The organism is Streptomyces sp. NPDC040622 (assembly GCF_055593965.1).
In genome coordinates, this window is sequence record NZ_JBVIXD010000004.1 from 527638 (window position 1) to 548670 (window position 21033).

The window sequence follows — 21033 nt, forward strand, 5'->3', positions numbered from 1 at the left end:
TTGGGGAGGAAAACAACCCCCCCCCCCCCTCCCCCCCCCCCCCCCCCCCCCCCCCCCCTTTTCCCCCCCCCCCCCCCGGGCCCCCCCCGGGACGGGCACACAACGCAAAAGGACCCCAGATCACTGGGGTCCCTGCTGGTGTCCGAGGGGGGACTTGAACCCCCACGCCCGATAAAGGGCACTAGCACCTCAAGCTAGCGCGTCTGCCATTCCGCCACCCGGACTAGGTGTCTGCCGTCGCGGGTGTTCCCCGCGGCGACATGGACAACAATACCAAGGTTTCGGAGTGTCTTTCACCTGCGTATCCGCTCGCCGACCGTGGGATGCGCGACCGCCCGCCCCACCCCGCCTAGAGTCTCACCATGAGTGACGGGTTGATGACCGGAGCCACTGGCGCGCTCGGCGACATGAAGGCGCGCCGGGGTCCCAGGTTGCTGTCTCCCCTGCGGGAGCACCTGCGGGACACCATGTGGTTCGCGCCGACCGTGGGGCTCCTGGGGTCCCTGCTCCTGTGGTGGGTCGCCGCGGAGCTGGACACGCAGATCGTCTCGGCCCTGCGGGACGCGGGCGAGTACGACCAGATCAAGGATCTGATGGGGATCGCCGACGATGCCAAGGCGGTGATCAGCACCATCGGCAGCGCCATGATGACCTTCATCGGTGTCGTCTTCAGCATCTCGCTGGTCGCGGTGCAGATGGCCAGCGGGCAGTTCAGTCCCCGGGTGGTGCGGCTGTACGTGCGGTCCCGCATCACCAAGATCACGCTCACCGGGTTCATGGCGACGTTCCTCTTCTCCCTGATGACGCTCACGTCGTTCGACAGCGAGCGGGATCCCCGCCTCCTGACGAGCGTGCCGTTGGTCGAGTCGGTACTCGCGATGATCATGGTGCTGCTGAGCCTGCTCCTCTTCGTGGCCTACGTGAACGGGACGGTCCGGATGATGCGGATCGGCTTCGTGATCGACCGGATCGCCCGCGAGTCGTTCCGGGTCGCCGTGAAGCAGCCCGTGGAACTCCCGGTCGACACGGAACGGCTCGGTCCGGAGACCGCCCGGGTCACTCATCAGGGCCGCGCGGGCGTGCTGCGGGACGTGCACATCGCGCGCGCCGTGCGGGCGGCCCGGCGGCAGGGGGTCGTGCTGCGGCTGATCCCGCGGATCGGGGACTTCGTGGTGCCGGGGACCCCCGTCTTCACGGTGCACGGCGGGGCGGCACCCTCCCGGCGCGCACTCGGCTGCACCGTCTTCGTGGGGGTCGAGCGGACCTTCCACCAAGACCTCGGCTTCGGGTTGCGGCAGCTGTCCGACATCGCGCTGCGGGCCCTGTCCCCCGCGGTGAACGATCCGACGACCGCGGTGCAGGCCCTCGACCGCATCGTGCAGTTCCTGGCGTCGATCGCCCCCTACCCGCTGGGCGCGCTCGGGCACCGCGACCGGCGCGGGCAGATGCGGCTGGTCCAGTCCGTGCCGGACTGGACCGCCCTCGTCGATCTCGGGTTCGCCGAGATCAGAGGGTGCGCGGTCGGGAACCCTCAGGTGTCCCGGCGCATGCTGGCCGGGCTCGACGATCTTCTGCTGCTCGTGCCGGAAGAGCGGCGCGAACCGCTGCTCCGGCACCGGGAGCTCCTCGCCCAGGCCGTGGAGCGCTCGGTGCCGGAGGCGGCAGACCGCGCGTTCGCGCTGCTGCCGGACCGGCAGGGCATCGGGTGAGTCACGCGTGCGAGCCGGCGGGACACGGAGACCGATGGGCACGGGCCCCCGGTGCATGGGCCCACGGTGCACGGGCCCCCGGTGCATGGGCCCCGGTGCGCGGGTCTGCGGAGCAGAGGACTGCGGGACCGTCACACCCTGTGGTGCGGGTTCGGGAAGTTGCCCGGCGGCAGTTCACCCGTGGGTCCCCGCGTGACTGCGCGCACCAGCAGCTCGCCACCCACGAACGCGCCGCGCCAGGACGCGCCGAGGCCGCCGAAGAGCTCGTCGCGGTCACCGCGTGAGCGTGGCGTGCCCCGCCCGGTCTTGAAGGCACGGATCTGCGGCGCGAGGCGTGCGTACGTGGCCGGGTCGTCGGTGGAGAGCGTGGCGACGAGCGCGCCGTTGGACGCGTTCATGGCCGCGAGCAGTTCGGCCTCGGTGTCGACCAGGACGATCGTGTCGACGGGGCCGAACGGCTCCGCGTGGTGCAGCGGCGAGGACGGTGGCGGGTTGAGGAGCGTGACCGGGTGGACGTACGCGTCCGTGTCCTGTCCCGGCAGGAAGCGGGACGCGTCCTGGGCACCGCGGTACAGCGGGACGGCGCCCCGGTCGACGGCCTCGGCGACCTGGTCGGTGAGCTCCTTGGCCTTGGCCGCGTTGATCAGCGGACCGAAGTCGAGGTCGGGGAACGGGTCTTCGGGGTGAGCGACCGCGAGCGGGTGCCCGACGCGCACGGTACGGACCGCCGGCAGGTAGGCGGCGAGGAACTCGTCGAAGAGGGTGCGCTGGACGACGAAGCGCGGGTACGCGGTGCAGCGCTGCTTGCCGTAGTCGAAGAGCTTGGGGACGAGCGCGGCGAGCGCGTCCCAGTCGCTGTAGTTCCAGATGCCCCAGGTGTTCAGTCCTTCCTGTTCGAGGATGTGCCGCTTGCCGAGGTCGGCGACGGCCGTGGCCACTGCGGCGCCCGTGTCGCGGCCGCCGACGAAGGAGACGCAGCCGATCTCGGGCGCGCGCACGAGCGCTTCGGACAGCTCGCCGCCACTGCCGGTGACGAGGGTGACGGGAAGTCCTTCGCGAGCGGCGAGGGCACAGGCCAGGGTGCGGCAGGCGACGCCGCCGTCGGTCGGGGTCTTGGCGATGACCGCGTTCCCTGCCAGTGCCTGGACCAGCATGGTGTGAACGAGCACGCTCATCGGGTAGTTCCAGCTCGCGATGTTGGATATCGGACCGTCCAGCGGGGCCCTGCCCTCGACCATCGGCTCGATGCCGTCGACGTACCAGCGCACGCCGTCGGTGGCCCGGTCGACGTCGGCCTGCGCGAGGCGCCAGGGCTTGCCGATCTCGTGGACGGGGAGGAGGGCGAGCAACTCCCGGTGCCGAGCAAGGGAGTCCAGGGCCGCGGCGACGCGGACTCGGCGTTCGGGCAGCGGGACGTGCCGCCAGGCGCGGTGCTGGTCGAGCGCGGCGCGCACGGCCTGCCGGGCGGTGGTGGCGTCGAGTCGGGGCGGGCCCGCGAGGGGAGTGCCGTCGACGGGGCTGGTGGCGGGCAGGGGCCGGCCGTCGGCGTGCCAGGTGCCGTTCCACACGTTCAGGGTGCGGTCGTCGCGGAAGGCTTCGGGTGCGAGGGTGAGGCAGCGCTGCCAGGCATCGGCCCAGGCGGTGCCGGCTTTGCGGACGCGGGCGTCCCGGTGGGCGTTTCGAGAGGTGCCTCGGGGGTCGCTTCAGGACGTGCTTCGAGGTGTCATCTGGTTGTCTCCGCTCACGGTGCACGGTCGGGGCGGGAGGGACATCACAGGGGAACAGCGCGTACGGCGCGTACAGCAGGTACGGCGGAAGATGCGTCGCAGCAGATGAGGCGTCAGCGCGAGTGGGGCGAGTGGGGCGTCACAGCAGGTCGAGCACCAACCGAGCCGTTTCGGTCGGGGTGTCGCCCACGCGTACGCCGTCGGCTTCCAGCGCCGTCTTCTTCCCCTGGGCGGTGCCCGACGAGCCGGAGACGATCGCACCGGCGTGACCCATCGTCTTGCCTTCGGGAGCGGTGAATCCGGCGATGTAGGCCACGACGGGCTTGGTGACGGATGCCTTGATGTATGCGGCGGCGCGTTCTTCGGCGTCGCCGCCGATCTCTCCGACGAGGACGACGAGTTCGGTGTCGGGGTCGTCCTCGAAGGCCCCGAGGCAGTCGATGCGTGTCGTGCCGACGACGGGGTCACCCTGATTCCCACGTAGGTGGAGAAGCCGATGTCACGCAGCTCGTACATGAGCTGGTAGGTGAGCGTGCCGGACTTCGAGACCAGGCCGATACGGCCCGGCTTGGTGATGTCTGCGGGGATGATGCCCGCGTTGGACTGTCCGAGGGTGATCAGGCCGGGGCAGTTGGGGCCGATGACACGGGTATCGCGCTCTTTCGCGTACGAGAGGAAGGCGACGGTGTCGTGGACGGGGACGCCTTCGGTGATGACGACGGCGAGGCCGATGCCGGCGTCGGCTGCGTCGATGACGGCGGCCTTGGTGAAGGCGGGCGGCACGAAGACGACGGTGGTGTCGGCGCCCGTGGCGGCCATGCCGTCGTGGACCGAGCCGAGGACGGGGACGGCGCGGTCGTCGAAGCCGACGGTGCGGCCCGCCTTGCGGGGGTTGACGCCGCCGACGATGTCGGTGCCCGCGGCGAGCATGCGGCGGGTGTGCAGCATCCCGACGGCCCCGGTCATGCCTTGGACGAGGACCTAGCTCTCCTTGGTGAGTTGGATCGCCATGTCCTGGCTCCTTAACGCGCGTCGGCGAGGTCGGCGGCGCGGCGGGCGGCGCCGTCCATGGTGGCCTCCTGCCGTAGGAGGGGGTGAGCGCGGCCGTCGAGGATGGCACGGCCGCGGTCGGCGTTGTCGCCGTCGAGGATGGCACGGCCGCGGTCGGCGTTGTCGCCGTCGAGGATGGCACGGCCGCGGTCGGCGTTGTTGCCGTCGAGGCGGACCACCATCGGCTTGGTCAACCGCACGGAGTCCAGGGCCCGGACGAAGCCGTCGGCCACCGCGTCGCAGGCGGTGATGCCGACGAAGACGTTCGCGAAGACGGACCTCACCTCGGGATCGGCGAGGACGACGGTGAGGGCGTCCGCCATGACCTGCGCGGAGGCGCCGCCTCCGATGTCGAGGAAGTTGGCGGGGCGGGCACCGCAGCCGGCGACCACGTCGAGCGTCGACATGACGAGTCCGGAGCCGTTGCCGATGACACCGACCTCGCCTTCGAGCTTCACGTAGTTGAGGCCCTTGGCCGCGGCCGCCGCTTCCAGTCCCTGGTCGTGCGTCTCCTGACCGACGCCCCGGCGCTCCTGGCGGAAGCGGGCGCTGTCGTCCAGGGTGACCTTTCCGTCCAGAGCGAGGATCTCGCCCCGGACGGTGCGGACGAGCGGATCGACCTCCACGAGGAGGGCGTCCTCATGGATCAGAACGCGCCAGAGTTTGACCAGTGTGTCGGCTGTCTCGGGTGGGAGACCGGCGGCGGCCGCGATCTCGGCGGCCTTCTTCTGTGTCACCCCTTCCGCCGGAACGATCGGCAGGCGCGCCACCGCCTCCGGGCGGCTCACCACCACTTCCTCTATCTCCGTGCCGCCCTCGGCGGAGGCGATCGCGAGGAAGCGTCCGGCTGGCTCCTGACCGCTGCGTCTGTCCGAGGTCGGCCCCCGGATCACGAAAAGTGCCGCACGCCCCCTGGACACCACTCACCGGATGCGGGATAACAAGCTTCATACAGTATTCGTCGACTGTATGCAATCTGCTGCGAGGGCGCCCCGCGAACCGTGCGAGCGCGCTCCGACTCCCCTACGAAGGGACAGGACTTCATGCCCGACGACACCAGCCAGAACGACATCTCCGGTGGACACCTGGTCGCCAAGGCACTCAAAGCGGAAGGTGTGGAGATCATCTACACCCTCTGCGGCGGCCACATCATCGACATCTACGACGGCTGCGTCGACGAGGGCATCGACGTCGTCGACGTACGCCACGAACAGGTCGCCGCCCACGCGGCCGACGGCTACGCGCGCATCACGGGCAAGCCGGGCTGCGCGGTGGTGACGGCCGGCCCCGGCACGACGGACGCCGTCACCGGCGTCGCGAACGCCTTCCGCGCGGAGTCACCCATGCTGCTCATCGGCGGCCAAGGGGCCCACACACAGCACAAGATGGGGTCGCTCCAGGACCTGCCGCACGTCGACATGATGACGCCGATCACCAAGTTCGCCGCGACGGTGCCGGACACCGCGCGCGCCGCCGACATGGTGTCCATGGCGTTCCGCGAGTGCTACCACGGCGCCCCGGGACCGTCCTTCCTCGAGATACCCCGTGACGTGCTCGACGCCAAGGTACCGGCCGACAAGGCGCGCGTCCCCAAGGCGGGCCGGTACCGCGCCTCGACCCGCTCGGCCGGCGACCCGGAGGCCGTCGAGAAACTCGCCGACCTCCTCGTGCACGCCGAGCGGCCCGCGATCCTGCTCGGCAGCCAGGTGTGGACGACGCGGGGCACCGAGGCGGCGGTGGAACTCGTCCGCACCCTCAACGTGCCCGCCTACATGAACGGCGCGGGCCGCGGCACGCTGGCGCCCGGGGATCCGCACCACTTCCAGCTCTCGCGCCGCTACGCCTTCTCCAACGCCGACCTCATCGTCATCGTGGGGACGCCCTTCGACTTCCGCATGGGGTACGGGAAGCGCCTGTCGCCGGACGCCACCGTCGTCCAGATCGACCTCGACTACCGCACCGTCGGCAAGAACCGGGATGTCGACCTCGGCATCGTCGGCGACGCCGGACTCATCCTCAAGTCGGTCACCGAGGCCGCCTCCGGACGGATCAACGGCGGCGCCTCCCGGCGCAAGGAGTGGATCGACGAGCTGCGCGCCGCCGAGCAGTCCGCCGTCGAGAAGCGTCTGCCGCACCTGAAGTCCGACGCCTCGCCCATCCACCCCTACCGACTGGTGAGCGAGATCAACGACTTCCTTACCGAAGACTCCGTCTACATCGGCGACGGGGGCGACATCGTCACCTTCTCCGGCCAGGTCGTCCAGCCCAAGTCCCCCGGCCACTGGATGGACCCCGGACCGCTCGGCACGCTCGGCGTCGGCATCCCCTTCGTGCTCGCCGCCAAGCAGGCCAGGCCCGACAAGGAAGTAGTGGCCCTCTTCGGAGACGGCGCGTTCAGCCTCACCGGCTGGGACTTCGAGACGCTCGTGCGCTACGACCTCCCCTTCGTCGGGATCGTCGGCAACAACTCCTCCATGAACCAGATCCGATACGGCCAGCGGGCCAAGTACGGCCAGGAGCGCGAGCGCATCGGCAACACCCTGGGGGACGTCCCCTACGACAAGTTCGCCCAGCTGCTCGGCGGCCACGGCGAAGAAGTCCGCGACCCCTCCGACATCGGCCCCGCGCTGCGCCGCGCCCGCGAGTCCGGCAAGCCCTCGCTGATCAACGTCTGGGTCGACCCGGACGCGTACGCCCCCGGAACCATGAACCAGACCATGTACAAGTGAGGAGCCGTGACGGCCATGACCAAGGCTCTTGAAGGCATTCGCGTCCTCGACATGACGCACGTCCAGTCCGGCCCCTCGGCCACCCAGCTGCTCGCCTGGCTCGGCGCGGACGTCGTGAAGCTGGAGGCGCCCTCGGGGGACATCACGCGCAAGCAGCTGCGCGATCTCCCCGACGTCGACTCGCTGTACTTCACCATGCTCAACTGCAACAAGCGGAGCATCACTCTCAACACCAAGTCCGAGCGCGGCAAGGAGCTCCTGACGGAGCTGATCCGGCGATCCGACGTCATGGTGGAGAACTTCGGCCCGGGCGCCGTGGACCGCATGGGCTTCACCTGGGACCGCATCCAGGAGATCAACCCACGCATCGTCTACGCCTCGATCAAGGGCTTCGGAGAGGGCCCCTACACCAACTTCAAGGCCTACGAAGTCGTCGCCCAGGCGATGGGCGGCTCCATGTCGACCACCGGGTTCGAGGACGGACCACCGCTGGCCACCGGCGCCCAGATCGGTGACTCCGGAACCGGCATCCACGCCGTCGCGGGGATCCTCGCCGCCCTCTTCCAGCGGGAGACCACAGGGCGCGGGCAACGGGTGAACGTGGCAATGCAGCACGCCGTGCTGAACCTGTGCCGGGTGAAACTGCGCGACCAGCAGCGCCTCGCACACGGCCCGCTCGCGGAGTACCCCAACGAGGACTTCGGGGACGAGGTCCCGCGCTCCGGGAACGCGTCCGGCGGCGGACAGCCCGGGTGGGCCGTCAAATGCGCCCCCGGCGGCCCGAACGACTACGTGTACGTCATCGTGCAGCCCGTCGGCTGGCAGCCGATCACCGACCTCATCGGCCGTCCGGAGCTGGCGCAGGACCCCGACTGGGCCACTCCACAGGCGCGCCTGCCCAAGCTCGGCAAGATGTTCCAGCTGATCGAGGAGTGGTCCTCGACCCTGCCCAAGTGGGAGGTCCTGGAGCGGCTCAACGCCCACAACATCCCCTGCGGCCCGATCCTCTCCACCAGGGAGATCATCGAGGACGCGTCCCTGGCGGCCAACGACATAGTCGTGCGGGTCCCGCACCCCGAGCGCGGCACCTTCACGACGGTCGGCTCCCCGCTGAAGCTCTCCGACTCCCCCGTGGACGTGGTCAGTTCACCACTGCTGGGCGAGCACAACGAAGAGGTGTTCATCGGCGAGCTCGGCCTCGGTGACGAGGAGCTGCGCCTGCTCAAGTCGAACGGGGTGATCTGAGTGATGGCCGAGGACCGACAGCTGAGGGTGCGTGCGCTCCTCGACGCCGTGCGTGCCGAAGGGCGTACCGCGCTGACCGCCCCCGAGGGCAAGGTGATCGCGGACGCCTACGGCATAGCAGTGCCGGGCGAGGAGCTGGCCACCGACGTCGACGGAGCCGTGGCGCATGCCGCCCGCTTCGACGGGCCCGTCGTCATGAAGATCGTCTCCCCGGACATCCTGCACAAGACCGACGCGGGCGGCGTGGTCGTCGGCGTGGAGGGCTCTGCCGAGGTGCGGGCGGCCTTCCACCGGATCGTCGAGAACGCCCGCGCGTACGCACCAGGGGCTCGCATCGAGGGCGTCCAGGTGCAGGAGCTGCTGCCGAGCGGTCCGTCGTCCCAGGAGGTCATCGTGGGGGCGGTGACCGATCCGACGTTCGGGAAGGTCGTCGCCTTCGGGCTCGGCGGCGTACTCGTGGAGGTCCTCAAGGACGTCACGTTCCGCCTGGCACCCGTCGACGCCGACGAGGCCCTCTCGATGCTCGACTCGATCAGGGCGGCGGAGATCCTGCGCGGGGTGCGCGGTGCGGAACCGGTGGACCGGTGGGCCCTCGCGGAACAGCTCCGCCGGGTGTCCCACCTGGTGACCGACTTCCCGGAGATCGCCGAGGTCGACCTCAATCCGGTCATCGCCACACCGCACGGCGCCGTCGCGGCGGACATCCGGATCATCCTCTCCGAAGGAGCGCCCACAACCCGGCGCACCTACACGCGCGCGCAGATGCTCGCATCGATGCGCCGGCTGATGCAGCCCCGCTCCGTCGCCGTCATCGGCGCCTCCAACGAGCGGGGCAAGATAGGCAATTCGGTGATGCGTAACCTCATCGACGGCGGCTTCTCCGGAGAGATCCATCCGGTGAATCCCAAGGCCGATGACGTCGTGGGCCGCAAGGCGTACAAGAGTGTCACGGACGTTCCCGGCGAGGTGGATGTGGCGGTCTTCGCGATCCCCGCCAAGTTCGTCGCGTCCGCCTTGGAGGACGTGGGCCGCAAGGGCATCCCCAACGCGGTCCTCATTCCCTCCGGGTTCGCGGAGACCGGCGAACACGCCCTCCAGGAAGAGCTCGTCGAGATCGGCGAACGTCTCGGAGTGCGGCTCCTCGGACCCAACATCTACGGCTACTACTCGACGTGGCAGGACCTGTGCGCCACGTTCTGCACCCCCTACGACGTCAAGGGCGGGGTCGCCCTGACGAGCCAGTCCGGCGGCATCGGCATGGCGATCCTCGGCTTCGCGCGCACTACGAAGACAGGTGTTTCGGCGATCGTCGGGCTCGGCAACAAGGCGGACCTGGACGAGGACGACCTCCTGACGTGGTTCGGCGAGGACCCCAACACCCAGTGCATCGCCATGCACCTGGAGGACCTCAAGGACGGCCGCGCCTTCGTGGAAGCGGCGCGCGCGACCGTTCCGAAGAAGCCGGTCGTGGTCCTGAAGGCCGGACGCACCGCGGCCGGCGCGAAGGCCGCCGGATCCCACACGGGCGCGCTCGCGGGCGACGACGCCGTGTACGACGACATCCTCCGGCAGGCTGGGGTGATCCGGGCACCCGGACTCAACGAAATGCTCGAGTACGCACGCGCGTTGCCGGTCCTGCCGACTCCGCGGGGCGACAACATCGTCATCATCACGGGCGCCGGCGGCTCGGGCGTACTGCTCTCCGACGCCGTGACCGACAACGGTCTGCGGCTGATGGACATTCCCGAGGACCTGGACGCGGCCTTCCAGGCGTTCATCCCGCCCTTCGGCGCCGCGGGCAACCCCGTGGACATCACGGGCGGCGAGCCGCCCTCGACGTACGAGGCGACGATCAGGCTCGCTCTGGAGGACCCGCGCGTCCATGCCCTCGTGCTCGGCTACTGGCACACCATCGTCACCCCTCCCATGGTCTTCGCCGAGCTGACGGCCCGCGTGGTCGCGGAGTTCCGCGAGCGCGGCGTCGAGAAGCCCGTGGTGGCGTCCCTGGCGGGCGACGTCGAGGTGGAGGAGGCCTGCCAGTACCTCTTTGAGCGGGGCGTCGTGGCGTACCCCTACACGACGGAGAAGCCGGTCGCCGCGCTCGGCGCGAAGTACCGCTGGGCACGGGCCGCCGGGCTGTTGGGGGGCGGTCGATGAGGTGACAGGTTCGGGGCCGGCCGGCGGTGCGCGCCCGTCGGCCCCCGGACCCGTGCGCACGCGGAAGGGACGAGACAGGGGGCGCTGACCAGGATCTTTCCGACGCAAGGGGTGCCGAGCGACATGACGACGACCGACATACCGAGGACCGTCCCGTTCCGGGAGGTGAGGGACGTCAACGGCCGGGTGTACCGGGTCGGCGAGAGCGACATCGACATCATGGGCCGCAAGCGCAGGTGGATGGTCATCCTGCCGTGGGTGGGCATGATGGGCATCAGTTCGGCCGAGTACGCGTTCGCCTCCGCCGAGGACACCCTGCACACCGCGCACCACTGGAGCAGCCTGCACATCTTCTGGATGCTGGGTGTCTGGGTCTTCTTCCAGGCCGCGGTGGCCTTCCCCGCGGGCAAGCTCCGGGAAAGCGGAAAACTCCCGGCACGCTGGGCGATGATGATCAGTGCCGTCGGCACCCTCTTGGGCTATCTGTCACTGGCTTTCGCGCCGCATGTGGTCGTCGCCTATCTCGGCTTCAGCATGTTCAGCGGTATGGGCGCCGGCATGGTCTACGCGACCTGCGTGAACATGGTCGGCAAGTGGTATCCGGAACGGAAGGGCGGCAAGACCGGGTTCGTCAACGGCGGATTCGCCTACGGTTCTGTGCCGTTCGTCTTCCTCTTCACCGGATACATGGACCTCGCGAATTTCCGCTGGGTCCTGGTGTCCGCCGGAATCCTGCTCGCGACCATGGTCGCCGTGGCGGGGCACTTCTTCCAGGACCCGCCCAAGAACTGGTGGCCCGCGGACGTGGATCCGCTGCGGCCACCGGACGACCCGCGGGCCCGGCGCGCCCTGCGGATGAACCCGCCCGCCGTGCGGCAGTACACCCCCAAGGAAGCGTGGCGGACCGGCCGCGTGGCGCTGATGTGGTTCTGCCTGCTGTGCACCCCGGGCGTGAACATCTTCGGCATCGCCTTTCAGGTGGACATCGTCGTCCTCGGCCTTTCGCAGTACGGGATCCTCTGGTCCGCCGGGATCGAGAACCTTCCGCTCTTCCTGATCTTCTCCAGCATCTCCGGGTTCGGTGGCGGCGCCATCTTCCCGATGTTCGCGGCCATGACCGCGGACTACTTCGGAGAGAACAACAACGCCTCCAATTACGGCCTGGTCTACAGCTCCAAGCTGGTGTCCGGGCTCCTCGGTTCCGGCGTGGGCGCCGTGGTGGTCGGCAACTGGGGCCACACGGACGCATTCACCCTGGCCGGTTCGATTTCCCTGTTCGCCGGATTCACCGCGCTGTTCCTGTCGCAACCCGGCAGACCGAACGCCAAGAGCATCAATCCCAATCCGCAACCCCTCGGTGAGGAGATGGCCTGACATGACGGCGGAACCCATCGCCGGACAGCACGCGTCGACCGACCGCGACGCGCCGTACAGAGAACTCACGGACGCGCGCGGTCGCGTCTACCGCATCGGCGAGAGCGACCGGGAGATCCTCGGCCGGCCTCGCTGGACGATGGTGGCGCTGCCCTGGGCGGCCATGCTCGCCATCAGCGTCTTCGAGTACGCGTTCGGAGCGGCCGAGGACACCTTGTCCGCGGCGCACCACTGGACGTCGTCGAACACCTTCTGGGTGCTCAGTGTCTGGATCTTCTTCCAGGCAGGGGTCTCCTTCCCCGCGGGCAAGCTGCGCGAGAAAGGCATCCTGACCAGCAGGGCGGCCATGTTGACGGGCTCGGTCCTCTCCCTGTTCGGCTTCGTCAGCCTCAGCCACGCGCCGAACGTGGCGGTGGCGATGCTCGGCTTCGGCCTGCTCGGCGGTGTCGGCTCGGGACTGATCTACTCGACGTGCGTGAACATGGTCGGCAAGTGGTACCCGGAGCGGCGCGGCGGCAAGACAGGCTTCGTCAACGGGGCGTTCGCCTACGGAGCCGTGCCGTTCATCTTCCTGTTCTCGTACGGCTTCGACACGTCCAACTACCGGACCGTCCTGGACCTCGTGGGCTTCTACGTCCTGGCCGTGACCCTGGTGGCGGGCCTGTTCTTCAAGGACCCGCCGAAGAACTGGTGGCCGGCCGAGGTCGATCCGATGCGGCTCGACGGGGACCCCCGCACCGCACGGGCATTGGCCAAGAATCCGCCCGCGACGGGCCAGTTCACTCCTGGCGAGGCGCTCCGCACCGGGGTGATCCCCCTGATGTGGGTCGGCATGCTGTGCTGCGCCGGCGTGTCGATCTTCGGGATCTCCTTCCAGGTGCCGTTCGCGAAGGACATGGGCTTCGGCCCGCTCATCGCGGCATCGTCGATGGGCGTGATGTCGGTGATCAACGGCACGGGGCGCGGTGTGGTCGGCTGGCTCTCCGACCGGCTGGGCAGGCAGCGCACCCTGACGTACGTCTGTCTGGTGCTCTCGGTGGCACAGTTCGGGGTGCTGTGGGCGGGCGAGATCCGCAACCAGCCGCTGTTCCTCGTCTTCGCCTTCCTGTCCGGCTTCGCGGGCGGCGCGTTCTACCCGCTGTTCGCGGCGCTGGTGCCGGACTACTTCGGTGAGAACAACAACGCCTCCAACTACGGCATGGTCTACAGCGCGAAGCTGGTGTCCGGCCTGTTCGGCGGTGGCATGGGTGCGGTCGTCGTGGACTCCTGGGGGTACATCGGCGCCTACGTGACGGCCGGTGTGGTGTCGCTGATCGCGGCGGGCCTCTCCTTGCTGCTGCGGCAGCCGGAAGCGCCACGCGCGCGTGGCGCCCTGGTGTAGCGACCACTCCGGTCGACGACGGAGGGGCCCTCCCGCCACAGCCGCGGGAGAGCCCCTCCCTGCCGTTCTCCTTGAGATCAGTCGCCGCAGCGGCCGCTGCGCAGCGAGTGGAGGTGCTCGCTGGACTTGCGGGCGAAGGCGAGGGACTCGACCGGGTTGTCGTGCTCGGTCTGCCAGTGGTGGTAGCGCTTGCCCTGGTGGGTGCGCGCGGTCACCTTCGACAGGAACTTCTTGTAGTCGATGTCGCCGTCGCCGACGTCCGTCATGCGGTACCCGTCGTGGGCGGTCTCGTCACGGATGCCGTCCTTGACGTGGAACAGCGGGTATCGGTGCGGATGCCTGAGGACGTAGTCGAGCGGTTCGAAGGGCGCAGGCTTGCCGTCGGGCCGCTTGCTGAATCGGAATTGGGCGCTGAACGCCCAGTAGATGTCCATCTCCAGGAACACGAAGTCGGGATCGGTCTCGGCGAGCAGCACGTCGTAGAGCCGCACCTTCGGCTTGTCGGTGGCGAAGGAGAACTCTTCGGCGTGGTTGTGCTGGTAGAACTTCATGCCGCGCTTGCGGGCCGCTTCGCCATAGGTGTTGAAGTCCTCCGCGGCGCGCTTCCACGCGTCGACGGTGGTGCCGTAGCGGAAGGGGCCCGAGGCGGTGCCGATGTGCTTCAGGCCGAGCGCCTCGGCGTCGTCGAGGACCTTGGTGAGGTTCTGCGCGAACGTGTACGCGTTGGGATTGTTGTCGTCGTAGTAGCCGACGTGGGAGCCGATGGGGTGGAGGCCGTGGTCGTGGGCCAGCGCCTTCAGCTGGGCGAGGGTGATGGCGCCCGCCGAGCCCTGGGTGTATCCGGCGAATTCGATCTCGTCGTATCCGTACTTCTCCAACTCGGCGAAGACGGGGGCGAATCCGAGGCTGGAGACCTTGTCGCGGAGGCTGTAGAGCTGGATGCCGAGCCGCCCGGGCGGCAGGACGGGTCGCCCCCGGCCCTTGCCGGAGGCTGCGGGGGCCGAGCCCGAGGCGGCGGCGGTCGGGGCGGCGGCGCCCACGAGGGCTGCCGCGGTGGCCCCGGCGGCCACGCCGAGCATGCCGCGTCGGCTGAGTCTGCCGGCGAGTTCGGGGTCGGTGGCGGATGACTTGCGGCTCATGCGGTTCTCCTCGGCTGCATCAGGGGCGCGTCAGGGTTGAGTTCGAAAAACGGATCAGGGATCGCTGGGGGCCGGGCCCTGATGGCAGGGCCCGAGCCTTCTGGTTCAGTGGAGATCAAGCAGATTCAGCGACGCGGGCAGGCCGGCATCAGCGCAGGCCCGCGAGATCTAGCAGGAGCGACTTCACATCGGTGGCCGCGACACGGCCGCTGACGGCGCGGGGGGTGGAGCACAGAATGAGCGGACTTTCGTCCTCGCTCGTGGGAAGGCGGCCATGGCTGCCGCGAATAGGTGACGGGTCAAGGGGCACGACCGCCATGCGATACCGCATACCGAGCTTTTTGCGGGCCAGCGCGCCCGCGGCTTTCACGCGGACGTAGGGGTCCTGGGGGTCCATGAAGAGCTCTACGGGGTCGTAGCCGGGTTTGCGGTGGATCTCGACGAGCTGTGCGAAGTCGGGTGCGCGGGCGTCATCGAGCCAGTAGTAGTACGTGAACCAGGCGTCGGGTTCCGCGACGGCGACGAGTTCGCCGGAGCGCGGGTGGTCCAAGTGGTGTGCCTTCTTGCCTTCGTCGTCCAGGAGTTGCTCGATGCCGGGGACGTCCTCGAGCGCGGCGCGGGTGGCGTCGAGGTCCTCCGGGCGGCGGACGTAGATGTGGGCGATCTGGTGGTCCGCGACGGCGAAGGCGCGGGAGGCCATCGGGTCGAGGTACTCCATGCCGTCCTGGGTGTGCACCTCCAGCAGACCCGCGCGGCGCAGCACTCGGTTGATGTCGACGGACCGGTTCACGCGGGTGATGCCGTATTCGGAGAGCGCAACGACGGTCCGGCCCTCTGCCTTCGCGTCGTCGAGGAGCGGGGCGAGGGTCGCGTCCAGGTCCGCTGCGGCCCGGAAGGAGCGCGGGTCGTCGGGGCCGAAGCGCTGCAGGTCGTAGTCGAGATGAGGGAGGTAGCACAGGGCAAGGTCGGGGTGGCGGGTGTCGATGATGTGCCGGGTGGCGTCCACGATCCAGCGGCTGGACACGATGTCGGCGCCGGGGCCCCAGAAGTGGAAGAGGGGGAAGGTGCCGAGTTTGTCGGTGAGTTCGTCGTGGAGGGCCGGGGGACGGGTGTAGCAGTCGGGTTCTTTGCGGCCGTCGGCGTAGTAGACGGGGCGGGGGGTGACGGTGAAGTCGGTGTCGGCGCCCATGGCGTACCACCAGCAGATGTTGGCGACGGTGTAGCCGGGGTGCGCGCGGCGGGCGGCGTCCCACAGCTTGTCGCCGGAGACGAGCCCGTTGTGCTGGCGCCACAGCAGGACGTCGCCGAGCTCGCGGAAGTACCAGCCGTTGCCGACGATGCCGTGCTCGGCGGGGGTGCTGCCGGTGAGGAAGGTGGACTGGGCGGCGCAGGTGACGGCGGGCAGGACCGTGCCGAGCGGCGCACGGGACCCGGATTGGCCGAGGGCCTTGAGGTGCGGCATGTGATCGAGGAGGCGCGGGGTGAGACCGACGACGTCCAGGACCAGCAAGGGGGTGGGAGTCATGGGAGTTCCTTGAGGCCGAGGTCGGTCAGGAGGTCGCGCGCGAGGGCGAGTTCGGCGGCGATGCCCTCGGCGAGCTGGAGGCGCCCTCGCGGGCGCAGCGCGGGCGGCAGGGCCTGCCAGGTGTAGGTCTCGACCTCGAGGTGGCGGGTGAGAGGGACGGGGCCGCCCACGAGGCGGGTCAGGACGTCCTGGAGCACGGGGAGCGTGGAGGTGAGCGGCGCGGCGGGAGCCGCGTGCAGGGGGACGTGGAAGTGGGCGCGCCAGGGCGCCGTGTCGGGGAGGGCCTTGGCGGTGAGTGCTTCGCCGAGGTCGTCGGTGCCGCGCAGGCCGGCGCCGGTCAGCGTGCGGGTCTGGTGGAGGAAGCGGGGTTCGTCGAAGGCGGCGAGTGCCTCGCGTACATCGGGGAGGTGGGGGTTTTCGGCATGGAGCGCGGCGGAGAGCTGCGACTTGACGACGGGGATGCCCGCGGCGTGCAGGGCGTCGAGGGCGGTGCCCGGATCTTCGAAGGAGGTGGCGAGGTGACAGGTGTCGACACAGACACCGATGCGGTCGTGGCCGACCGCCGTGAGGGGAGCGATGGCGTCGGCGGTCGTCTCGACGGTGCAGCCCGGTTCCGGTTCGAGGCCGATGCGGATCGAGCGGCCGGTCAGCTCGGCGAGGGCGTCCAGACGTTGGGCGAGCGCGGTGAGGGCGGTGCGGGCGGTCTCGGCGCGGAGACTGTCGAAGGGGTCCCGCCAGGCGAGCGGGAGGGTGGAGATGGTGCCTTCGGTGACGTCGTCGGGGAGCAGGGTGGCGAGCAGCCGGGCGAGTTCGGTGGTGTGGGTCAGCCGCTCCGGGTCGGTCCAGTCCGGCTTGTACACGCGGTACTTGACCTCTTCGGCGCCGAAGCCCTCATAGGGGAAGCCGTTGAGGGTGACGACCTCGAGTCCTCGCCGGTCGAGTTCGGTGCGCAGGCCGCGCAGCGCCGCCGGGTCGGTGACCAGGGCGTGGGCGGCGTCCTTGGCGAGCCACAGGCCGATGCCGAGGCGGTCCCTGCCGAGCCGTTTGCGGACGGGTTCACAGTGGTCGCGGAGCTGGGCGAGCACACCGTCGAGGGTCTCGGCCGGGTGGACGTTGGTGCAGTAGGCGAGGTGGACGGTGGAGCCGTCGGGGTGCCGGAAGCGCATGGGTCACGCCCCGCCGCGCAGGATGGAGTTGCCCTCGTGGGTGGCGACGTCCGATGGCGGCAGGTCGAGCTGGAGACGACCGCTGAGCCCGTAGAAGGCGACGGGGTTGCGCCACAGCACGAGGTCGACGTCGTCCTCGTCGTACCCGGCGGCCAGCATGGCGTCGGCGACCTTGCGGGTCTTGAGGGGGTCGCTCTTCCCCCAGTCGGCGGCCGAGTTGACCAGCACCTTCTCCGGCCCGACGGCGCGCAGGATCGCGACCATCCGGTCCTCGTCCATCTTGGTCTCGGGATAGACGGAGAACCCGAGCCAGCAGCCGCTGTCCTTGGCTTCCTTGACGGTGGTCTCGTTGAGGTGGTCGATCAGGACCCGCTCCAGGGGCAGTGCGGACTCGCGGACGACGTCGATCGTGCGGCGCAGGCCGGCGAGCTTGTCGCGGTGCGGGGTGTGCACCAGGGCGGGCAGCTCGTGGTCGGCGGCGAGCTGCAGCTGGGTGGTGAGCGCGAAGTCCTCGGCCGGCGTCATGGAGTCGTAGCCGATCTCCCCGACGGCGACGACGTTGTCCTTGACGAGGTAGCGGGGCAGTTCGTCGAGGACGGGCGTGCAGCGGGGGTCGTTCGCCTCTTTGGGGTTGAGGGCGATCGTGCAGTGGTGGGAGATGCCGTACTGGGCGGCGCGGAAGGGCTCCCATCCGAGGAGGGAGTCGAAGTAGTCGAAGAAGGAGGCGGGCGAGGTGCGGGGCTGGCCGAGCCAGAAGGCGGGCTCCACGACCGCGCGAACCCCTGCGGTGTACATCGCCTGGTAGTCGTCGGTGGTGCGGGAGGTCATGTGGATGTGGGGATCGAAGATGCGCATCGGAACTCCTACTCCTCGCCGGTCGGAGGGCCCGTGGGGACCTGGGGAGCCGCCGGGCCCGAGGGGGACGTGGGGTCGGTGAGAGACAGGACGCGATGCAGGTCGCCGGGGACGGCACGGCCCGCCGCGGTCCGCTCGTCGGCGTAGTCGTCAAGCATCCGGGCGAGTTCCGCGTCTCCGCCGGCGCGCCTGGGCAGGTCGGCGACCGCGTCCACGGGGACACCGGTGAACAGGCACTTGAGGACGGCGTGCCGCCAGTCGTGCGGGGCCAGGTGCGCGGCTGCGTAGGGGCCGACCGCCGCGGCGACGAGGCGGGTGTCGTTGGTGCGCAGGGCATCCTCGACCAGCGGCAGGGCTTCGGGACCGGGCACCAGGTGGGACAGGGCGTGCAGGACGGCGCGGCGCTCGATGGCGGTGCCCTGGGCGTAGACGCGGGCGAGGGTGGCCGGGGTCGCGTTGGCCGCGTGGAGGAGCAGCACGCGGGCGGCGTCGGCGTGGTCGGGGCCGCAGCGGCGACCGGCCTCGGCGAACCTCAGCTCCCAGGTGGGGGTGGGGCCCTTGCCCGGCCCTTCGGAGTGTCCTCCGTGGGCCGTGGCCTCGGCGGTGGCCTGGTCGAGCCAGGCGCGGGCGGCCCCGCCGAGGTCGGCTTCGAGGCGGGTGCGGAGGGCGGCGATCCCGGGAGTGTCCGTCACGGGTTGCCTCCTTCGGCGGCGAGAGCGGGGGCGGCGGAGGCAGGAGCCGGCGCGGTGGCCGCTGTGGCCGCACGGCGCAGGAAATCGATGGAGTGGGCGGCGAGTTCAGGTCCCGCGTGGGAGTGGCGGGGCAGTTCGACGACGGTCAGGCCCCGGTAGCCGGAGGCGGCCAGGGCTTCGAGGACGGGCGGAAAGTCGATCTCCCCGTCTCCGAAGGGCAGGTGCTCGTGGACTCCGCGGCGCATGTCCTCGATCTGGACGTGGTGCAGCCAGGGTGCGGCGGCCCGCACGCAGTCCGCGGGAGGGAGGGGTTCGAGGCACTGGCAGTGGCCGATGTCGAGGGTGAGGCCGAGAAGCTCGGGGGCGGGGTCGTCGAGCTCGTGACGCAGCCGGTGGAAGTCGGCGAGCGAAGAGAGGAGGTGCCCGGGTTCGGGCTCGACCGCGAGCGGGATGCCCGCGCCCGACGCCGCGTCGAGAACGGGGCCGAGGGCGTCAGCGAGACGCTGCCACGCGATGGCGTCCGAGGTACCCGCGGGGGTGATGCCACTGAAGCAGTGCACGGCGTGGGCGCCCAGGTCGGCGGCGACCTGGACGGCGCGGATCAGCAGGCGGACGCGGTCGGCCCGTCGTTCCGGATCGGGGTCGAGGAGGGAGGGGCCGTGCTTGCGGCGCGGGTCGAGGACATAGCGGGCGCCCGTTTCGACGGTGGCGGTCAGACCGAGGCGGTCGAGGCGGCGGGCGACCTGCCGGGTGCGGGCGGCGAGATCGGGAGCGAGGGGGTCGAGGTGCATGTGGTCGAGCGTCAGTCCGACGCCCGCGTAGCCGAGGTCGGCGAGGAGGGCGAGGGCCTCGTCGAGACGCAGATCGGTCAGGCCGTTGGTCCCGTACCCGAAGCGGACCCCCTCCGCCCCCTCTGCCCCCTCTGCCCCCTCCGCCCCGTCCGCCCCGTCCGGGAAGTGCGAGCGCGGAGGCAGTGGCGGCTGCGGGGACTGGGGATCGGTGCCGCTCATGTGACGCTCACCTTCCGTGCGAACTTGCGGGCGGCGGGGGCGAGGGCGGCGGTCAGCAGAGCGGTGCCGGCCGCGCCGGCGCGGGCGGCGAGCGCGGCCTGCAGCGGGATCATGGCGCGGATGCCACCGCCGACGGCGCGTTGGGTGAGCGGGGGTGACGGATTGAGGGCGGCGTGGAAGAGCGGCTTCGCCGCGGTTCCGATGTAGGCGAGGGCGAGCGCGCCGCGGAGGGCCTGTCGGGCGGTCCCGACCGCGGTGCCGAGCTCCCGGCCCCCTGCGGTGGCAACGTCCCGACCGCCGCCCGGGGCACCGAGGTCATGCCTGCCCGGGGTACCAAGGCTCCGACCCTGGGGGGTACCGAGGCTCCGCCCCTGCAAGGTTTCGACGTCTTGGCCCTCGCGTGGACTCCCCCGGCCGGTCGGGCCGTTCGAGCCACGTCCTCCGGCACGGTCCCCGCGGCTGACCGGGGTGGAACCGCGTCCACTGAGGCCCCGGCCGCCGTGACCGTCCGCCCTGGCGCGGCGTCCGCCGCCCACCAGTCGTGCCAGCGTGGCCGCGGCAGCCAGTGCGGCCAAGGGGGCGGCGGAGGAACCGCCCTGGGCCTCGCGGCGGGAGACCACGGTGACCGCAAGGGTGTGGGCGGCGAGGGCTCCGGCGGAAGGCACGGCGGCTCTGGCACGCGGGCCGTGGCCCGGCCCCGCGGTGGCGGCCGCGCCGAGGAGCAGGTCGAAGCCTCGCGCGGCGGCCATGGCGACGGGACCCGCGGGCGTGTGCTTCAGGCCGAGGTCGTAGGCCCACACCGTCCCGGCGAGGGCACCCGCCGTCGCCAGGGCCGGGCGGCCCGCGCGGGAGGCGAGGGCCAGGCCCGTGACCGTGAGGGCGGTTGCCGCGGCGAGGGCAGCGGGTGGGCTGATGCGGCCGGACGGCAGCGGGCGTTCGGGGCGTTCGACGGCGTCCTCGGTGCGGTCCGCCCAGTCGTTGAGGGCCATGCCGGCCTCGTACAGACAGAGGGAGGAACCGATGGCGAGGAGAGTGCGGTGGTTGGGGCGCGTACTGGTCGTCGCCGCTCCGGCGAGGGCGTCGCCAGGGACGGTGAACAGGGCGGGGAGCCTGAGGAGTTCGACCCAGGCACGTGCGGCGCTCATGACGCCTCACCCGCCGGTACGCCACTCGCCGGTACGACGTCGGCACCCCCAAGGGCCCCACGGGGGTTCCCGGGCTCCGGGCACCGGCTCCGGCCGACCGCCGCGCGGCGTCCCCCGCGAGCCACGAGC

General features: G+C 70.5%; 14 protein-coding genes, 1 tRNA gene and 2 pseudogenes. 6 read left to right on the forward strand and 11 right to left on the reverse strand.

Annotation, left to right across the window (positions count from 1 at the left end):
* Positions 1-136: 136 nt before the first annotated feature.
* A tRNA-Leu gene (locus tag ACZ592_RS14005) sits at positions 137-224 on the reverse strand.
* A gap of 183 nt (positions 225-407) precedes the next feature.
* Here ACZ592_RS14005 and ACZ592_RS14010 point away from each other — a divergent pair.
* Complete coding sequence (locus ACZ592_RS14010) at positions 408-1709, forward strand: DUF2254 domain-containing protein (protein WP_471581933.1); 1302 nt, start codon at positions 408-410, stop codon at positions 1707-1709.
* A gap of 131 nt (positions 1710-1840) precedes the next feature.
* On the opposite strand, the gene ACZ592_RS14015 is transcribed toward ACZ592_RS14010, so the two are convergent.
* The 3 genes and pseudogenes from ACZ592_RS14015 to ACZ592_RS14025 all read right to left on the reverse strand — a co-directional run.
* Positions 1841-3277 (reverse strand): aldehyde dehydrogenase family protein, encoded by a 1437-nt coding sequence (locus ACZ592_RS14015; RefSeq protein ID WP_471581762.1) that lies wholly within the window; start codon positions 3275-3277, stop codon positions 1841-1843.
* A 298-nt stretch (positions 3278-3575) separates the two neighbouring features.
* A pseudogene (gene sucD, locus ACZ592_RS14020) lies at positions 3576-4402 on the reverse strand (succinate--CoA ligase subunit alpha).
* A gap of 56 nt (positions 4403-4458) precedes the next feature.
* Positions 4459-5334, reverse strand: a pseudogene (locus ACZ592_RS14025) (ATP-grasp domain-containing protein); the annotation flags it as partial.
* 195 nt (positions 5335-5529) lie between these two features.
* On the opposite strand from ACZ592_RS14025, the gene ACZ592_RS14030 reads away from it, so the two are divergent.
* The 5 genes from ACZ592_RS14030 (at position 5530) to ACZ592_RS14050 (ending at position 13372) form a co-directional block, all read left to right on the forward strand.
* Entirely contained in the window at positions 5530-7215 is a 1686-nt protein-coding gene (locus tag ACZ592_RS14030) for a thiamine pyrophosphate-binding protein (protein ID WP_471581763.1), read from the forward strand.
* 15 nt (positions 7216-7230) lie between these two features.
* Positions 7231-8460: a formyl-CoA transferase gene (gene frc / locus ACZ592_RS14035; protein ID WP_471581764.1), complete on the forward strand. Its 1230-nt coding sequence runs from the start codon at positions 7231-7233 to the stop codon at positions 8458-8460.
* Positions 8461-8463: 3 nt separating this feature from the next.
* Positions 8464-10617 (forward strand): acetate--CoA ligase family protein, encoded by a 2154-nt coding sequence (locus ACZ592_RS14040; protein WP_471581765.1) that lies wholly within the window; start codon positions 8464-8466, stop codon positions 10615-10617.
* Positions 10618-10740: 123 nt separating this feature from the next.
* Positions 10741-11991: an OFA family MFS transporter gene (locus tag ACZ592_RS14045; RefSeq protein ID WP_471581766.1), complete on the forward strand. Its 1251-nt coding sequence runs from the start codon at positions 10741-10743 to the stop codon at positions 11989-11991.
* 1 nt (position 11992) lies between these two features.
* On the forward strand, positions 11993-13372 hold the full coding sequence (locus ACZ592_RS14050) for an OFA family MFS transporter (RefSeq protein ID WP_471581767.1): 1380 nt from the start codon (positions 11993-11995) through the stop codon (positions 13370-13372).
* A 77-nt stretch (positions 13373-13449) separates the two neighbouring features.
* Here the strand turns inward: ACZ592_RS14050 and ACZ592_RS14055 are convergent, their stop codons facing one another.
* The 7 genes from ACZ592_RS14055 to ACZ592_RS14085 form a co-directional block, all read right to left on the reverse strand.
* Positions 13450-14511 carry a sugar phosphate isomerase/epimerase family protein gene (locus ACZ592_RS14055; RefSeq protein ID WP_471581768.1) on the reverse strand — a complete coding sequence of 354 codons (1062 nt, stop codon included), beginning with the start codon at positions 14509-14511 and terminating at the stop codon, positions 13450-13452.
* A 148-nt stretch (positions 14512-14659) separates the two neighbouring features.
* A complete protein-coding gene (locus tag ACZ592_RS14060; RefSeq protein ID WP_471581769.1) occupies positions 14660-16036 on the reverse strand; it encodes a nucleotide pyrophosphatase/phosphodiesterase family protein in 1377 nt (458 codons plus the stop codon).
* Positions 16033-17202, reverse strand: coding sequence for a metabolite traffic protein EboE (gene eboE, locus ACZ592_RS14065; RefSeq protein ID WP_471581770.1), 1170 nt, complete (start codon positions 17200-17202; stop codon positions 16033-16035). Before eboE ends, ACZ592_RS14060 begins: the two co-directional genes overlap by 4 nt.
* Positions 17203-17205: 3 nt before the next feature.
* The gene (locus tag ACZ592_RS14070; protein ID WP_471581771.1) at positions 17206-18057 is read right to left on the reverse strand and encodes a TatD family hydrolase; all 852 of its coding nucleotides are present in this window, start codon (positions 18055-18057) and stop codon (positions 17206-17208) included.
* Positions 18058-18065: 8 nt separating this feature from the next.
* Positions 18066-18749, reverse strand: a complete 684-nt coding sequence (locus ACZ592_RS14075; protein ID WP_471581772.1) for an EboA domain-containing protein — start codon at positions 18747-18749, stop codon at positions 18066-18068.
* Complete coding sequence (locus ACZ592_RS14080; protein WP_471581773.1) at positions 18746-19759, reverse strand: sugar phosphate isomerase/epimerase family protein; 1014 nt, start codon at positions 19757-19759, stop codon at positions 18746-18748. The genes ACZ592_RS14075 and ACZ592_RS14080 overlap by 4 nt, the downstream gene beginning before the upstream one ends.
* Entirely contained in the window at positions 19756-20904 is a 1149-nt protein-coding gene (locus ACZ592_RS14085; protein WP_471581774.1) for an SCO3242 family prenyltransferase, read from the reverse strand. Before ACZ592_RS14085 ends, ACZ592_RS14080 begins: the two co-directional genes overlap by 4 nt.
* Between the last annotated feature and the right edge of the window lie 129 nt (positions 20905-21033).

What these genes read in the sequence shown, in the direction of transcription:
- ACZ592_RS14080 (WP_471581773.1), bottom strand. Translation starts at nt 19,759, where the DNA reads ATGAGCGGCACCGATCCCCAGTCCCCGCAGCCGCCACTGCCTCCGCGC.
- ACZ592_RS14050 (WP_471581767.1), top strand. Translation starts at nt 11,993, where the DNA reads ATGACGGCGGAACCCATCGCCGGACAGCACGCGTCGACCGACCGCGAC.
- ACZ592_RS14085 (WP_471581774.1), bottom strand. Translation starts at nt 20,904, where the DNA reads ATGAGCGCCGCACGTGCCTGGGTCGAACTCCTCAGGCTCCCCGCCCTG.
- ACZ592_RS14060 (WP_471581769.1), bottom strand. Translation starts at nt 16,036, where the DNA reads ATGACTCCCACCCCCTTGCTGGTCCTGGACGTCGTCGGTCTCACCCCG.
- eboE (WP_471581770.1), bottom strand. Translation starts at nt 17,202, where the DNA reads ATGCGCTTCCGGCACCCCGACGGCTCCACCGTCCACCTCGCCTACTGC.
- ACZ592_RS14040 (WP_471581765.1), top strand. Translation starts at nt 8,464, where the DNA reads ATGGCCGAGGACCGACAGCTGAGGGTGCGTGCGCTCCTCGACGCCGTG.
- ACZ592_RS14030 (WP_471581763.1), top strand. Translation starts at nt 5,530, where the DNA reads ATGCCCGACGACACCAGCCAGAACGACATCTCCGGTGGACACCTGGTC.
- ACZ592_RS14010 (WP_471581933.1), top strand. Translation starts at nt 408, where the DNA reads ATGAAGGCGCGCCGGGGTCCCAGGTTGCTGTCTCCCCTGCGGGAGCAC.
- frc (WP_471581764.1), top strand. Translation starts at nt 7,231, where the DNA reads ATGACCAAGGCTCTTGAAGGCATTCGCGTCCTCGACATGACGCACGTC.
- ACZ592_RS14070 (WP_471581771.1), bottom strand. Translation starts at nt 18,057, where the DNA reads ATGCGCATCTTCGATCCCCACATCCACATGACCTCCCGCACCACCGAC.
- ACZ592_RS14055 (WP_471581768.1), bottom strand. Translation starts at nt 14,511, where the DNA reads ATGAGCCGCAAGTCATCCGCCACCGACCCCGAACTCGCCGGCAGACTC.
- ACZ592_RS14045 (WP_471581766.1), top strand. Translation starts at nt 10,741, where the DNA reads ATGACGACGACCGACATACCGAGGACCGTCCCGTTCCGGGAGGTGAGG.